Here is a 15461-nt window from a genome sequence, read left to right on the forward strand (position 1 = left end):
CCCCGACACACAAGCGACCGACGCCGAGGCAACAAACCGAACCCACGGCAACACGAGACCGAACCCACGACACCCCGACACACAAGCGACCGACGCCGAAGCAACAAACCGAACCCACGGCAACACGAGACCGAACCCACGACACCCCGACACACAAGCGACCAACGCCGAAGCAACAAACCGAACCCACGGCAACACGAGACCGAACCCACGACACCCCGACACACAAGCGACCAACGCCGAGGCAACAGACCGAACGTGCCAGGGCAGAGCACGCAAAGGACCGACCCAAGACAGCACGAAACCGGACCCGTGACCGCCGGACACGTCGAGGACAGAACCCACGCCAGCAGAGCACGCAAAGGACCGACCTCAAGGCAACGGACCGAACCCACGGCAGCAGAGCACGCAAGGCACCGAACTCCCCCGCCAACCCGACCCGCCCGGCAGCCCCGGTCAGCGCGCCCGGCGCTCCCCGCTCCCCCGCGCGACCACCCGCGTGGGCAGCACCACCAGCTCGACCGGCCGCCCAGGATCCGCGGAGCGTGCCACCGCGAGCTCGGCGGCGCGCCGGCCCATCTCGACGGCGTCGTACGCCACGACGGTGATGCCCAGCAGGTCGGCCAGCTCGAAGTCGTCGAAGCCCACCACCGCGATCTCGTCGCCGCCCGCGCGCCCGCCCACCTCGTGCAGGGCCTGGAGCGTGCCCACCGTCGCGCGGTTGTTCGCCGCGAGGATGGCGGTGGGCGGCTCGGGGTCGGCCAGCAGCTCCGCCGCGAGGTCCCGGGCGGCCGACGCCGAGTGCGCGCCCGACCGCAGCCAGCGCTCGGCGTCGGGCACCCCGGCGTCCGCCATGACGGCGAGGAACTCGGCGCTGCGCTCCTGGTAGGTCCACAGGTGGGGCTCGTCGCCCACGAAACCGATACGGCGGTGGCCGTGGTCCAGCAGGTGCCGGGTGGCCGCGCGCACGCCGCCCCGGTTGTCGATCACCACGGTGTCCACGTCCATCCCGGCGGCCGGCCGGTCCACCACGACCACCGTGAGCCCGGCGGCGATCTCGCCGCGCAGGGCCGAGTGGTCGGCGCCTGCGGGCGTGACGATGAGGGCACCGACGCGCCGCTCCAGCAGCTCACCGGTCAGCGAGCTCTCGCGGGACGGGTCCTCGTCGGACGACGCCGTCAGGAGCTGCAGCCCGTGCTCGCGCAGCTCGCGCTCGATGCCGCTGGCCAGCGCGGAGTAGAACTCGTTGGCCAGGTCGCCGGTGATGAAGCCGACCAGCCGGGAGAAGCCGCCGCGGGCGAGGTCGGCGGCCACGGCGTTGCGCCGGAAGCCGAGCGACGTGGCGGCGTCGCGCACCCGTTCGCGGGTGGCCGCGGCCACGTTGGGCTCCCCGTTGAGCACGCGCGAGGCGGTCTTCAGGCTCACCCCGGCGGCCTCGGCCACCATCGCCAGCGTCGGACGACGGATCATGTCAGGCCTCCCGGCGCTTGCGCACCAGCATGTCGATGATGATGGCCAGCAGCAGCACCGCGCCGGTCACCATGTACCGGGCCGCCTGGTCCACGTTCATCAGCGTGAGGCCGTTGGCGATGGACTGGATGACGAGCACGCCCAGCACCGCGGACCACGCGCTGCCCCGGCCGCCGAACAGGCTCGTGCCGCCGATCACCGCGGCGGCGATCGCCACCAGGTAGGTGTCCGCCCCGCCGGTGCCCTGGTTGGCGGCGCCGAGCCGACCCGCCGCGAGCACGCCCCCGAGCGCGGCGAGCGTCGAGCAGGCCACGAAGCACAGCACCACGGTGCGCTGCACGGGCACCCCGGCCAGGGTGGCGGCCCGCCGGTCGCCGCCGACCGCGCGCACCGACCGGCCCCAGCGCGTGCGGCGCAGCAGCACGTCCGTCACCACGACCAGGGCCGCGAACAGCACCACCGAGAAGCCGACGCCGCGGGCCGCGCCCAGGTAGGCCACGATCGCCGACAGCACCACGGCGAGCACCCCGGTGCGCACCGCGACCTGTCCGACGCTCGCCGCCGGCAGCTCCGCGCGCCGTCGCCGCGCCCGCGCGGCCACCTGCACGGCCGCGTACGCGACGACGACCACCACCACCAGCGCCCAGGCCACGCCGGTGGGCAGGAAGCTCTGCTGCACCGACCGCACGAACCAGGACTCGAAGGGCAGGTTGATCGAGCCCAGCGGGCCGAGCACCCGCAGCTGCACCCCGGCCAGGAACAGCAGCCCGGCCAGCGTGAACACGAAGCTGGGCAGGCCGAGCCGCGCCGAGAGCATGCCGTAGCCGAGGCCGACCACCACGCCGCAGGCCAGCGCGGCCAGGATCGCGAGCGCGACCGGCCAGCCCAGGGTCACGGAGCCGACGGCGACCACGGCCGCGGCGAGCCCGCTGAGCGACCCGACCGACAGGTCGATCTGGCCCACCAGGAGCACCAGGACCACGCCGAGCGCGATGACCCCGACCGGGGCGCTCTGCAGGGTCAGGTTGACCACGTTCTCGGGAGCGAGGAACGCGGGGTTGACGGCCCCGAGCACGAGCCAGATGGCGGCCAGCGCCACCACGATCGGGAGCAGGCTGGTGCCACCACGGACCCGCTGCCAGACCGCGCCCGGCAGGCCCGCGCCCGGCGCCGCGGCCGGCGCGTCGGCGCTCATCGGCGCACCGCCCGTCCGGCGTCGGTGCGACCCGCGCCGCCCGCGTGCTTGGTGCCCGGCCGGACCGCCCCGGTCATCGCGGCGAGCAGGTCCTCGTAGGAGGCGTCGCCGTCGAACACGTCGTGCACGCGGCCCAGGCGCAGCACCACGATGCGGTCGGCGACGGCCTGCAGGTCTCCCGCCTGATGGCTCACCAGGACGACGGCGTGCCCGCGCTCGCGCAGCCGCACGATGAGGTTGAGCACCTCGGCGGTCTGACGGACGCCGAGCGACGCCGTCGGCTCGTCGAGCACGACCACGCGGGGCGAGCCGAGCAGGGCGCGGGCCACGGCCACGACCTGGCGCTGACCGCCCGACAGGGTGCGCACCGGGTCGCGCACCGACGGCACGCTGGCGGCGAGCTGGTCGAGCAGCCGCCAGGCCTCGCGCTCCATGGCGACCTCGTCCAGCAGCGGGCCGCGCACGGTCTCGTGCCCCAGGAACAGGTTCTCGACCACGTCGAGGTCGTCCACGAGCGCGAGCTCCTGGAACACCGCGGCGATCCCGAGGGTGCGGGCGACGGCCGGCGTGTCCAGCACCACCGGGCGGCCGTCCAGGAGCACGTCGCCGGCGTCCGGCCGGTGCGCGCCCGCGAGCACGCCCGCGAGGGTGGACTTGCCGGCCCCGTTGTCGCCGACGACGGCGAGCACCTCGTGCTCGCGCACGTCGACGTCGACGTCGACCAGGGCGCGGACGCCGCCGAACCGCTTGGAGACGCCGCGCAGGGACAGCACCGGATCGCTCATCGGGCGCCCACCCCCTCGAGGGCCCCGGCGGCGTCGCCGGACCCGAGCAGGCCCGCGCGCTCGCACGCCGCCTCGTAGGCCGGGACGCAGATCTGGTCGACGGTGTAGACGTGCCCGTCCACGATGACGTGCTCGACGTCGGCCGCGCCCACCGCGCGGGGCGCGAGGAGCACCGTGGGCACGCCGTCGGTCACGGCCGTGGTGCGCGGGTCCTGACCGCGCAGCACGCGCACGGCGAGCTCGGCGGCCGTGGCGGCCTGCTGGTCGGTGGCCTTGTAGACGGTCATGAACTGGTCCCCGGCGACGATCCGCTGCACCGCGGCGAGCTCGCCGTCCTGCCCGGTGGTGACGGGGACCGGGTCGAGGCCGGCCGCCTTGGCGGCGGCGATGGCGCCGCCGGCGATGGCGTCGTTGGCGGCGAGGATGCCGTCGACCCGGCCGGGGTACTGGGTCAGCATCGCCTCGGTCCACTCCGTGGCCTTGTCGGGGCTCCAGTCGGGCGTGTAGTGCTCGGCGAGCACGTCGATGTCCTCTCCCTCGAGGGCGCGGCGGGCACCCGCGGCGAGCGCGAGCGCGTTGGGGTCGGTGGCCGAGCCGTGCGCGAGCAGCACCCCGGGCCGTCCGTCGTCGTCCTGACCGCCCTCCTGCCCGGCGTCCTGGTCGGCGTCGGCCCGGGCGGCGCGCTCGGTGACCGTGCCGGCCAGTGCCGAACCCAGCAGGAAGCCGATGAACTCGTAGTCGTACGACACGTAGTAGTCCGCGCCGTCCACGAACCGATCGTAGGCGATCACCTGGGCACCCAGCCGCTTGGCCTGGGTGACGATCCCGACCGCGGCGACGGTGTCGACCGCGTCGAGCACGAGCACGTCGGCGCCCTGGGCGAGCATGGACTCGGCCTGCTCCAGCTGGGCGGCGGCGTCCTGCGCGGCGTTCGCGTACAGCACGGTGCAGCCCGGGCAGCGCCGGCCGGTGACGGAGACGAAGGTGGGGCGGTCGGACGCCTCGTACCGGGCGGTCTGGGCCTCGGGCAGCAGCAGACCGATGGTCCCCTCGTGCTCGACGCCGGGCGCGGTGCCGGCGTCGCCCACCGCGCACCCGGCGCCGCCGGCCGCCACGACGAGCCCGACGGTCCCGGCCAGCATCCGCCTGGCCCAGCCTCTCCGCCTGCCGGGGGTGGGTCGGGTCATGTCGTCACTCCTAGGGAGCCCTGGGCCCGGGCTCGGTCGAGGGCCGCGGCCAGCGCACCGCGGACGCCCGCGTCCGCGCCGAGGGCCGAGGGGATCACCTCGGCCGGGCCGCGCGAGGTGGCGACCACGCGCTGGCCGAGCGCGGTGCGCAGCGGTTCGAGCAGCACCTCGCCCGCCTCGGCGAGCTGGCCGCCGATGACCACGACGTCGGGGTCCACGAGGTTGCACAGGTTCGCCAGGGCGACGCCGAGGTGGCGCCCGGCGTCGAAGACCACGCGGTGGCAGCCGGGGTCGCCGGCGCGGGCGCGGGCCACGAGGTCCGCCAGCGTGAGGTGGCCCGCCTCGGGCGGGAGCAGGGACAGCAGGCGGGTGGCGCCCACCAGCATCTCGAGGCAGCCGCGGTTGCCGCACCGGCACACGGGGCCGTTCTCGTCGACGGACACGTGCCCGATCTCGCCGGCCACGCCCGACCGGCCGTGCACGGCCCGGCCGCCCAGCACCAGGCCGCCGCCCACGCCGTGCGACGCGCGGACGTAGGCGACGGAGTCGTAGCCGGCGCCCGCGCCGAACCGCGCCTCCGCGATGGCGGCCAGCGTCGAGTCGTTGTCGGTCGTGACCGGCACGCCGAGCTCGGCGCCGAGCATCTCGTCCACGCGGACGCCGTCCCAGCCGCGCATCATGCCGACGGTCACGACCTCGCCGGTGCGGATGTCGACCGGCGCGGGCACCCCCACGCCCACGGCGAGCAGCTCGGACGGGTCGGCGTCCACGGCCTGGAGCATCTCGCGGACGAGCATCGCCGTGCGCTGGATCCCGGCGTCGGCCCGGTGGTCGGGGGCGAGCGGCATGCGCTGCTCGGCCAGGACGCGCATCGAGGCGTCGGCCAGCGCGACGCTGAGGGACCGCTGCCCGAACCGGATGCCCACCACGAGGCCGAGGTTGCGGGCGAGCGTGACCTGGAGCGCGCGCCGTCCGTTGCGCACGGACTGCGCCGTGTGCAGCACGCCCGCGGCGGACAGCTCCTTGACGATGTTCGAGATGGTGGCCGGGGACAGCCCTGTGACGCCGGCCAGCTCGATCTGCGTGAGGGAGCCACGCTGCTGGACGGCGCTCACGATACGGGCTCGGTTGGCCTCACGCAGTGAGGTCTGCGAACCCGGGGTCACCCGATCCGCGCGCACAGCGCCCAGGGTAACCGCCTTCCGGTGAGAAATGACGGGTTTGGATACACGAACTGAACGTTCAGGTCACGATCGAGCGACGCTTGCGTTCATTTCTTGACACCAACGGCCCCTGGTCGTTCGATAGACGCGGGTTCACGGGCGTACAGGCGCGCCCGGCCGGCCCCAGGTACGACGTCGTCCCCCAGCGCACCGAGCCCAGCGAGGCCCAGCGCGCCGGTGCCGGGACGACGAGGTCCCGGGCCGGTGCTCCAGCGACCGAGGAAGGTTGAGGGACCCCAGATGCGAGTGAACCGGAGGATGACCGCGACGGTGGCGACAGCCGCTGTCCTCGGTCTCACGCTGGCCGCGTGCGGCGGCGGCGACAGCTCGGGTGACGGCGGCGGCGGCGAGGGCGGCGGCGACCAGGTCGAGGTGTTCACCTGGTGGGCGGCTGGCTCGGAGAAGGCCGGCCTCGACGCCCTGGTCGGCGTCTTCGAGGAGCAGCACCCCGACATCGAGTTCGTCAACGGCGCGGTCGCCGGCGGCGCGGGCTCGGCGGCGAAGGACCTGCTGCAGACTCGCCTGCAGGCGCAGGACCCGCCGGACACGTTCCAGGCGCACGCCGGTGCCGAGCTGCAGGACTACATCGACGCCGCGCAGATCGAGGACGTCTCCGACCTGTACGACGAGTTCGGCCTGACCGACGTCTTCCCGGCCGACCTGGTCGACCGGCTCTCCACCGAGGACGGCGCGATCTACTCGATCCCGTCGAACATCCACCGGGCGAACGTGATCTGGGCCAACCCGACCGTGCTCGAGGAGAACGGCATCGACCCCGAGGCGCAGTACGAGGACCTCGACGCCTGGATCGCCGACCTCGACAAGCTCGACAAGGCCGGCGTGACGCCGCTGTCGGTGGGCACCACCTGGACGCAGGTGCACCTGCTGGAGACGGTCCTGCTGGCCGACCTGGGCCCCGAGGGGTACACCGGGCTCTGGGACGGCAGCACCGACTGGGAGGGCGCCGAGGTGACCGCGGCCCTCGAGGACTTCGAGACGCTGATGGGGTACACCAACGACGACCGTGACGGTCTCGACTGGCCCGAGGCGACCCAGATGGTGATCGACGGCAGCGCCGCGTTCAACGTCATGGGCGACTGGGCGGTCGCCGCGTTCGAGGAGCAGGACAAGGCGCTCGGCACGGACTTCACGGCCGCGCCGGTGCCCGGCACCGACGGCACCTTCGACTTCCTGGCCGACTCCTTCACCCTGCCGGTCGGCGCGCCCGACCCGGAGGGTGCCAAGGCCTGGCTCGAGACCGTGGGCTCCCTGGACGGCCAGGTCGCGTTCAACAAGGCCAAGGGGTCCATCCCGGCCCGGACAGACGCCGACCCGGCCGACTTCTCCGAGTACCAGCAGACCGCCATCGAGTCGTTCGCCAACGACACGATCGTCTCCTCGCTGGCGCACGGCGCCGCGGCCCCGGTCGCGACGCTCAACGCGATCTCGGACGCCACCAGCAAGTTCACCACGGGCGCGTCCGACCTCGCCGGCTACCAGTCCGAGCTGGCCGGCGCAGTCCAGGGCTGACCCGCCCGGGAGCACCGCTCCCGGCCGGACCACCCACCGCGCGCCGTCGGGTCCGTCCCGACGGCGCGCGGCCGCGCCCGCCCGCCACAGCCACCCACCAGCCGCCGGCCACCAGCCATGGCACCCGAGGTACCCACATGCTCAAGAAACTGCGGCGAGTCGGACCACCGCTCCTCCTGCTCGCCCCGTCCCTGATCCTCGTCGGCGTGTTCGTCTACGGGCTGATCGTCGCCAACTTCTCCACGTCCTTCACGGACAGCCACACGGCCGCGCAGGCCACCGGGCAGCAGCCCGCCGCCTTCGTCTGGTTCACGAACTACCTCGACCTGCTGGCCAGCGAGGACTTCCAGCACTCGCTGATGAACCTCCTGCTGTACACGGCGGTGTTCCTCGCCGGGACCATGGTCATGGGCTTCCTGTGGGCGTGGATGCTGGAGAAGCCGGTCAAGGGCGAGGGCCTGTTCCGCTCGGTGTACCTCTTCCCGATGGCGGTCTCGTTCGTCGCCTCCGGTGTGGTGTGGCGCTGGCTGCTCAACTCCAACCAGGACGAGCAGGCCTCCGGCCTGAACCGCCTGTTCCAGATGGTCGGCCTCGACCTCCTGCAGAACAACTGGTGGAACAACGTCACGTTCGGCATCGTCGCCATCGCCATCCCGGCGATCTGGCAGCTCTCGGGCTACGTGATGGCGCTCTTCCTTGCCGGGTTCCGCGGTATCCCGGACGAGCTGCGCGAGGCCGCCCGCGTGGACGGTGCCAGCGAGTGGAAGCTGTACCGCTACGTGCTGTTCCCGCAGCTCTCGCCGGTGGCGCTGTCGGCCCTGATCATCATCGGCCACATGTCCCTGAAGGCGTTCGACCTCATCATGTCGATCTCCAAGCCGGCCAACTACCAGACCAAGGTCCCGGCCGTGGACATGTTCGTGTTCAAGTCGAGCTTCGACTACGCGAACGCGGCCGCCGTGGGCTCGATCCTGCTGATCATCGTGGCGCTCGTCATCGTGCCGTACCTGATCCGCACGAACCGCGAGGAGAAGCGATGACCGCCGCCGCCGAACAGCTCACGGCGCACCCCCGGGCCGTGGGCGGCCCCGGCCCCCGCACGAGCCGGAGCCGGTACTCGCTGGCCCGCACGCTGCGCTACGCGGCGCTGATCTTCTTCCTCGTCGTGGTGCTCATCCCGGTGTACGTGCTGCTGGTGACCAGCTTCAAGGGCACCGGCGACGCCGACCCGAGCCGCGCCTGGGCCCTGCCGCAGGCCTGGACGCTCGACAACTGGGCCACGGCCTGGACCACGCTGTCCCCCGCGATCGTCCGGACCGTGAGCATGGTGGTGCCCAGCGCCATCATCTCGGCGTTCCTCGGGTCGCTGAACGGGTTCGTGCTGGCGCGGTGGACCTTCCGCGGCGCCGACATCGTCTTCACCGTGATCCTGTTCGGGATGTTCATCCCGTACCAGGCCGTGATGATCCCGCTGAACCAGCTCGTCCTGGACCTCGGCCTGCCGAGCGGTGTGCCCACGCTGATCCTGCTGCACGTGGTCTACGGCATCCCGATCACCACGCTGATCTTCCGCAACTACTACGCCACCGTGCCGCACGAGCTCATCGAGGCCGGCCGGGTCGACGGCGCGGGCATGCTGCGCACCTACTGGTCCATCGTGCTGCCCCTCTCGATCCCCAGCTTCGTGGTGGTGCTGATCTGGCAGTTCACCTCGGCGTGGAACGACTTCCTGTTCGCGGTGTTCTTCTCGTCCTCGCAGAACGGCCCCGTGACCGTGGCGCTGAACAACCTCGCCAACGGCGCCCTGCTGCAGAACTACGGCGTCTCCATGGCCGGTGCCCTGTTCGCGTCGCTGCCGACCCTGCTGGTCTACATCGTGCTGGGCAAGTACTTCGTGGGCGGCCTGATGTCGGGGTCGGTCAAGGGCTGACGCGCCGACGCCGACCGCGCCCGGACGGGTGGTGCCCACCCGTCCGGGCGCGGTCGGCTACGCCCCGGAGGCCGGGTCCGTCAGCCGGCGGCCGAGCCAGGCCGTGCGCGTCGCGCGGGCCGTACGGGACACCCGGGCGTCCGGCACGAGGGAGTCGAAGCCGTGGAAGCCGCCCGCCCACACGTGCAGCTCCGCCTCGCCGCCCGCGGCCCAGATGCGTGCCGCGTAGGCCACGTCCTCGTCCCGGAAGACCTCCGCGGAGCCGAGGTCGACGTACGTGGGCGGCAGACCCGACAGGTCCGCGGCCAGCGCCGGAGAGATGTACGGCGACACCCCCGCCGGGTGCTCGCCCAGCACCGCGGACCAGCCGAACGCGTTCTGCGCCCCCGTCCAGGTGGCAGGCCCCTCGGCGAACTGCCGGCCGGAGCCGGTGCCGCCCCGGTGGTCGAGCATGGGGCACACCAGCACCTGCGCCGCGACGGCCGGCGCGCCCCGGTCCCGGGCCAGCAGCGTGACGCCGGCCGCCAGTCCCCCGCCCGCGCTCGTCCCGGCGACCACCAGCAGCTCCGGGTCCACGCCGAGCTCGGCCGCGTGCTCGGCGACCCAGACCAGGCCCCGGTAGCAGTCCTCGACCGGCACCGTGCCGCCGTGCTCGGGGGCGAGCCGGTACTCCACGGTCACCACCACGGCACCGAACCGGTCCAGCCAGTCCAGCGGGACGTCGATCTGGGAGAACCGGTCCCCCAGCACCATGCCGCCGCCGTGCATCCAGTACACGACGGGCGCCGGCACCGACGGGTCCCGCCGGGCCGGGCTCAGGACGGTGAGCGGCACCGGGTCGCCGTGCGGCGAGGTGGCCACCACGTCGCGGCGCTCGACGCCCCGGCCCGCCAGGAGCGCAGCGAGCGCCTCGGGCGGGGTCGCGGCGGCCGCCCGCACGGCGGGCAGCGTCGCGGCGGTCAGGGGGACGGCGGGCAGGAGGTCGAGCAGCGGGCGCAGCTCCGGGTCGACGTCCGGTCGGGGGGCGGGTTCGACGGTCATGGGGTTCCTCTCGGACAGTGCTCGGACAGTGCTCGGACAGTGCTGGGGCGGCGCCAGGGCCGGTACGTCAGAAGGCCGCCTTGCCGCCCACCGGCAGCTCGTCGGTGTACACCGACTCCCCCGCGAGCAGCGGCTGGAGCGCCGCGACCAGTGCCCGTGCCTCGCCGGTCGCGAAGAACGCGCTGTGCGCGCCCGCGCTGGTCCAGCCCTCGGTGACGTGCACCGTGTCGGCGTCGGTGGCGGACCGCCCGACCAGGAAGACGACGCAGTCCGGGTGGGTCAGCGACGGTGCGTGCAGCAGCAGGTCGACGACCGCGCCGCCCTGGCCGGGGCGGGCGGTCATGGTGGCGTGGAAGCCGTGTCCGACGTTCATACGATTCTCCTCGGTGTGCTGTCCCGGGGCGCTCGACGATCCCCGGGTCGACGGTGGGCCGGATAGGTTCCGGCCCAGCCATCACACCGCATGCGCCTGCTGGGACGACAGCAAGATCGTCGCCCGCTCTTGCCTGATCCTCCTGCTACCGGTCCGATCGTGAACGTGGCAGGATCGCCCCATGAGCCTTGGCGAGCTCCGCGAGCTGATCCTGCGCCACGCGCGCCCCGACACCACCGCGACGGCGCTGGAGGACGTGCAGCTCTCGGCCGTGCACCGTGCCGAACCGCCCGCGCCGTCGATGTCCGGCGTGGTGCTGGCGCTGATCGCCCAGGGCGCCAAGCGCATCGCCGTCGGCGACCGCGTGCTGGAGTACCGGGCCGGGCAGTACCTCGTGGCCTCCGTGGACCTCCCGGTCACGGGCACGTTCACGAAGGCCGACCCGGACGAGCCCGCGCTCGGCTTCGGTCTGGTGCTGCGTCCGGCCCTCATCGCCGAGCTGCTCCTGCAGGCACCGCCGGGCGTGCTCCCGCCCGTGGGCGGCGCCGCCCCCGGCATGGTCGTCAGCGACGCCCCGGACGAGCTGGTCGACGCCGCCGTCCGCCTGGTCCGTCTCCTCGACCGCCCGCGGGACGCCGCGGTGCTGGCCCCGCTCCTGAAGCGGGAGATCCTCTGGCGGCTGGTCACCGGGGAGCAGGGCGCCACGGTGCGCCAGCTCGGCCTCGCGGACAGCGGCCTGGCGCACGTGGCCCGGTCGGTGCGCTGGATCCGGGAGCACTACGCGGAGCCGTTCCGGGTCGAGGACGTGGCCGCGCTGTCGGGCATGAGCGTCTCGGCGTTCCACCGCAACTTCCAGGCGGTCACGGCGATGAGCCCCATCCAGTTCCAGAAGCAGATCCGGCTCCAGGAGGCGCGCCTGCTGCTGGCCACCCGCCCGCGCGACGTGACCGGCGTCGGGCAGCGGGTGGGCTACGAGAGCCCCTCGCAGTTCAGCCGGGAGTACCGGCGCCGGTTCGGCCTGCCGCCCAGCCAGGACGCCGTCCGGCTGCGCGAGGCCGCGGCCGAACGGTCCGGGAGGCCCGCCTGAGCCGGAGCCGTCAGCCGCCCGAGGCCGGGGAGCCGGCCGGCGCCGTGCTCTCCAGCGCCCGGATCAGGGACTGGGCGTCGTACGGCCCGGTGTGCCGACGCCCGTTGACGAAGAACGTGGGTACGGCGGTGACCTCCATGGCCTCGGCGTCCAGCACGTCGTCGCGCACGCGGCCGGCCACCTCGGGCGAGACCAGGTCCCGCTCGAACCGGTCGACGTCGAGCCCCAGCTCCGCCGCGCGCCGCACGATGTCGGAGGGGAGCTGGTTCTCCTGGTCCAGGAGCAGGCTGCGCTCCATCTCGAAGAACTTGCCCTGCATCGCGGCCGCCTCCGCCGCCTCGGCGGCCGCGACGGCGTTGGGGTGGTACCGGTCCAGCGGCGCGTGCCGCCAGACGTACCGCAGGCGGTCGCCCAGCTCGCGGTGCACCTCCTGGATGGCGCCCGACGCCTTGGAGCAGAAGCCGCACTGGAAGTCCCCGTACTCGACCAGCGTGTAGGGCGCCTCGGCCGGGCCGTACACGTGGTCGCGGGCCGGGTCGACGGGCCGCAGCAGGACGGCACCGGCCTCCTTGGCGGGGTGCACCCGGTCGGCCACCTTGAAGATCACCGCGGCGATCAGGAAGGCCAGCACCGACGCCGAGAGCACGCCCACGCGGGCCTCGTTCTGCACGGCGGGGTCGTCGATGGCGAGGTCCACGATGAACAGCGAGATGGTGAACCCGATGCCGCACAGCGCGCCGCCGCCGGCGAGCCGGTCGAGCGCGAGGCCCGGCCCGAGGTCGCCGACCCGGAGCGCCCGCATCACCGCGCCGGAGCCCAGCACGCCCACGAACTTGCCCACCACCAGGCCCACCACGATGCCCCAGGTCACGGCGGAGCCCGCGGCGGCAGCCAGGATCTCGCCGTCGATCCGCACGCCCGCGTTCGCCAGCGCGAACAGGGGCAGGATCACGTACGCCACGTACGGCGCGTAGGCGGACTGGAGCCGCTCGTTGATCGAGATCGACTCCCGCAGGCTGTTCGCCGCCGCCCGCGCGTAGTCGCTGTTCGGCGACTGCCGGAAGGTGCGCGCCAGGGTCAGGGCGTGCTCCACGTCGCGCCGGCTGGGCCGGTACACCGGCACCAGGAGCGCGATGGCGACGCCGGCCAGCGTCGGGTGCACGCCCGAGGCGAGGAACGCGCCCCAGACGATGATCGACAGCGTGGCGTAGATGGGCCCGCGGCCGCTCGGCACGTACCGCGTGAGGTAGACGCCGACCAGGCCCACCGCGGCGATCACGAGCGGGAGCGGGTCGAAGCTCTCGGTGTAGACCAGCGCGATGATGCTCAGGGCGCCGATGTCGTCGACCACCGCGAGCGCCAGCAGGAACACCCGCAGGCGGCCGGGCGCCCGGGGGCCGATGAGCGCCAGGGCGCCGACGACGAACGCGGTGTCCGTGGAGATGACGACGCCCCAGGCACCCTCCCAGCCGCTCCCGCGGCTGATGAGCACGTAGAGGACGGCGGGCACGACCAGGCCGGCGACGGCGGCGACCACGGGCACCACGGCCCGGGACCAGCTCGTGAGCTCGCCGATCGCGAACTCGCGCCGGACCTCCAGCCCGACGGTGAAGAAGAACAGCGCCATGAGGGCGTCGTTGACCAGGGCGTGCAGCGTGAACTCGAGCTGGAGGTCGCCGACGCCGACGTTGAGGTGCGTGTCCCAGAACTCGCTGTAGGACCCGTGGGAGACGTTGGCCCACAGGATCGCGGCGAGCGTGCCGACCAGGAGGAGGAGGGCACCCAGGCGGCTCTGGCCCAGTGCCCGGACCCAGGTGGCGATCGACGGCCAGTGCGGGCCCGGCTCGTGCGTCTCGGGGTCGGGGGACCGTTCGATGATGGTCAGGTTCGCCATGGCCTCTCCTGTCGCTCCCGGTCGGCGTGACCGGCCGGCATGAGACGTAGTGTGGACCACGCCGGGGCGCGCATCACGACGGTCCGGCAGACTTCACCCGCACTACGCTGGCGCGCATGGTGGCGGAGGCTGAGCTCGACCCGTACGGCGACTTCGGGGCCGTCGGGATCGACGAGGACACCCGGCTGGTGTACCGGTACGTGCTCGCCCAGGGCACGGTCCGGGAGACGGACGTGGCCCGGGACGTGCCGTTGCAGGGCGCCGACCCCGCGGAGCTGCTGGCGCGGCTGCGGGCCGCGGGCCTGATCAACCGCACGAGCGGCACGGAGGGCTCGTACACGGCGGTCGACCCGCGGGTGGCGCTGCGCGCGCTCACCGACCGGACCGCGGCGCAGCTGGACCGGGTCCGGTCGACCATCCCGGACCTGGCGGGACTGTTCGAGCAGACGGCGGACGCCGCGGGCGCGGGTGCGGGGGTGCACGTGATCGACGACCCGGCGCTGATCGGTGCCTGGTACACGCGCCTGCAGCACGAGGTGACCGGCGAGTTCATGGCGTTCGACCGGCCGCCGTACGTGCTGGCGGACGAGAACCCGGTGGAGCCGCTCGCGCTGGCGCGGGGCGTGTCGTGGCGGGCCGTCTATGCCGCCGAGGTGCTGGACCTGCCCGGCGCGTGGGCGCAGCTGCGGTTCGCGGCGGCGGCGGGCGAGCAGGCCCGGATCGCGCGGACGCTGCCCACCAAGCTGGCGATCGCCGACCGGCGCACGGCGCTGGTCAGCTCGAACCTGGACGCGTTGCGGCCGGCGGCGGTCGTCGTGGAGGGCGGGCCGCTGGTGGACCTGCTGTGCGCCGCGTTCGAGGCGGCGTGGGCCGACGCGGTGGAGATCCCGGCGTCGGACAGCCTGGAGGGTACCGCTCCCCCGGAGCGCGGGCCGGGCCGGGACGACCGGGCGCTGCTGGCGCTGCTGGCCTCGGGCGCGAAGGACGAGGCGATCGCGCGCGAGCTGGGGCTGTCGGAGCGTACGCTGCGGCGACGCAGCGCGGACCTGCTGCGCCGGCTGGGTGCGGCGAACCGGTTCCAGGCGGGGGTGCAGGCGGTCCGTCGCGGCTGGCTGTGACGTCCCGCGCGGGGCGGGCCGGGAGCGCGGACCGAGCGGGTGAAAGTGGCCTCCTGCGTGACGGCTGTGTAAAACATGTGCGGCCGGTACCGGCCAGTGGCCGCTTCCGGTCACCACGGGCATTGCCCACGGAGCGCGGCGCGGGCTAGACAGCCCTCATGCAACCTCTGTCCTCCGGCCGCCGCCGGGGTGCCCTCCTCGGGAGCACCCTCGTCTCGGCCTCCCTGGTCCTGTCCCCCGGAGCCGCCGTCGCGGCCCCGGACCCCGCAGCGGACGCCGAGCCGGTGCGGGTCATCATCGAGCTCGAGACCCCGACGGCGGCCGACGTCGTCGGCCAGGACGAGGTCGCCGCGGCGCGGACCGCCGGTGGCCCGGCCTCGGCGCGGGCGCGCAGCGCCTTTGCCGCCGACTACCGTGCCGCGGTCGACGAGGTCACGCAGGCACAGGAGGGCGTCACCGCCTGGATCGAGCGGCAGGGCGTCGACCTCGACCACGCCGAGTCGGTCACCGGGCTGCTGTCCGCCGTCGTGGCCACCGTGGACCCCGCGGACCTGGCCGAGCTGCGCTCCGCCCCCGGCGTTGCGCGGGTCACCGAGGACGCGCCCGTGCGGATCCTGGGCCAGGAGGC

The 15461-nt window shown here is 73.7% G+C and carries 13 protein-coding genes and 1 pseudogene; 6 read left to right on the forward strand and 8 right to left on the reverse strand.

What is annotated here, in order from left to right:
- Window positions 1-456 precede the first annotated feature (456 nt).
- From ACIG47_RS25100 to ACIG47_RS25120, 5 genes are read right to left on the reverse strand one after another with little or no spacing between them, the layout of a single operon-like run.
- Entirely contained in the window at window positions 457-1470 is a 1014-nt protein-coding gene (locus ACIG47_RS25100) for a LacI family DNA-binding transcriptional regulator (protein WP_397417832.1), read from the reverse strand.
- A 1-nt stretch (window position 1471) separates the two neighbouring features.
- The gene (locus ACIG47_RS25105) at window positions 1472-2665 is read right to left on the reverse strand and encodes a sugar ABC transporter permease (protein WP_397433803.1); all 1194 of its coding nucleotides are present in this window, start codon (window positions 2663-2665) and stop codon (window positions 1472-1474) included.
- The gene (locus ACIG47_RS25110; RefSeq protein WP_397417836.1) at window positions 2662-3450 is read right to left on the reverse strand and encodes an ATP-binding cassette domain-containing protein; all 789 of its coding nucleotides are present in this window, start codon (window positions 3448-3450) and stop codon (window positions 2662-2664) included. The genes ACIG47_RS25105 and ACIG47_RS25110 overlap by 4 nt, the downstream gene beginning before the upstream one ends.
- Entirely contained in the window at window positions 3447-4637 is a 1191-nt protein-coding gene (locus tag ACIG47_RS25115) for a substrate-binding domain-containing protein (RefSeq protein WP_397433804.1), read from the reverse strand. Before ACIG47_RS25115 ends, ACIG47_RS25110 begins: the two co-directional genes overlap by 4 nt.
- Window positions 4634-5752, reverse strand: a complete 1119-nt coding sequence (locus tag ACIG47_RS25120) for an ROK family transcriptional regulator (protein WP_397417841.1) — start codon at window positions 5750-5752, stop codon at window positions 4634-4636. Before ACIG47_RS25120 ends, ACIG47_RS25115 begins: the two co-directional genes overlap by 4 nt.
- Before the next feature lie 348 nt (window positions 5753-6100).
- Between ACIG47_RS25120 and ACIG47_RS25125 the strand changes: the two genes are divergently transcribed.
- The 3 genes from ACIG47_RS25125 (at window position 6101) to ACIG47_RS25135 (ending at window position 9320) form a co-directional block, all read left to right on the forward strand.
- Complete coding sequence (locus tag ACIG47_RS25125; RefSeq protein WP_397433805.1) at window positions 6101-7390, forward strand: ABC transporter substrate-binding protein; 1290 nt, start codon at window positions 6101-6103, stop codon at window positions 7388-7390.
- 137 nt (window positions 7391-7527) lie between these two features.
- On the forward strand, window positions 7528-8430 hold the full coding sequence (locus ACIG47_RS25130; RefSeq protein ID WP_397433806.1) for a carbohydrate ABC transporter permease: 903 nt from the start codon (window positions 7528-7530) through the stop codon (window positions 8428-8430).
- Window positions 8427-9320 carry a carbohydrate ABC transporter permease gene (locus ACIG47_RS25135; protein WP_397433807.1) on the forward strand — a complete coding sequence of 298 codons (894 nt, stop codon included), beginning with the start codon at window positions 8427-8429 and terminating at the stop codon, window positions 9318-9320. Before ACIG47_RS25130 ends, ACIG47_RS25135 begins: the two co-directional genes overlap by 4 nt.
- Window positions 9321-9377: 57 nt before the next feature.
- Here the strand turns inward: ACIG47_RS25135 and ACIG47_RS25140 are convergent, their stop codons facing one another.
- The gene (locus ACIG47_RS25140; protein ID WP_397433808.1) at window positions 9378-10361 is read right to left on the reverse strand and encodes an alpha/beta hydrolase; all 984 of its coding nucleotides are present in this window, start codon (window positions 10359-10361) and stop codon (window positions 9378-9380) included.
- Window positions 10362-10428: 67 nt separating this feature from the next.
- Window positions 10429-10734 (reverse strand): putative quinol monooxygenase, encoded by a 306-nt coding sequence (locus ACIG47_RS25145; protein ID WP_397433810.1) that lies wholly within the window; start codon window positions 10732-10734, stop codon window positions 10429-10431.
- A 181-nt stretch (window positions 10735-10915) separates the two neighbouring features.
- On the opposite strand from ACIG47_RS25145, the gene ACIG47_RS25150 reads away from it, so the two are divergent.
- Window positions 10916-11821 (forward strand): AraC family transcriptional regulator N-terminal domain-containing protein, encoded by a 906-nt coding sequence (locus ACIG47_RS25150; RefSeq protein WP_397417854.1) that lies wholly within the window; start codon window positions 10916-10918, stop codon window positions 11819-11821.
- Between the two features lie 10 nt (window positions 11822-11831).
- On the opposite strand, the gene nhaA is transcribed toward ACIG47_RS25150, so the two are convergent.
- Window positions 11832-13715 carry a Na+/H+ antiporter NhaA gene (nhaA, locus tag ACIG47_RS25155; RefSeq protein ID WP_397433811.1) on the reverse strand — a complete coding sequence of 628 codons (1884 nt, stop codon included), beginning with the start codon at window positions 13713-13715 and terminating at the stop codon, window positions 11832-11834.
- 116 nt (window positions 13716-13831) lie between these two features.
- On the opposite strand from nhaA, the gene ACIG47_RS25160 reads away from it, so the two are divergent.
- Together ACIG47_RS25160 and ACIG47_RS25165 are read left to right on the forward strand one after the other, a co-directional pair.
- On the forward strand, window positions 13832-14833 hold the full coding sequence (locus ACIG47_RS25160) for a LuxR C-terminal-related transcriptional regulator (RefSeq protein WP_397433812.1): 1002 nt from the start codon (window positions 13832-13834) through the stop codon (window positions 14831-14833).
- Between the two features lie 158 nt (window positions 14834-14991).
- Window positions 14992-15461 (forward strand): annotated as a pseudogene (locus ACIG47_RS25165) (hypothetical protein); the annotation flags it as partial.

It is taken from the genome of Promicromonospora sp. NPDC052451 (assembly GCF_044547525.1).
Taxonomy (GTDB): domain Bacteria; phylum Actinomycetota; class Actinomycetes; order Actinomycetales; family Cellulomonadaceae; genus Promicromonospora.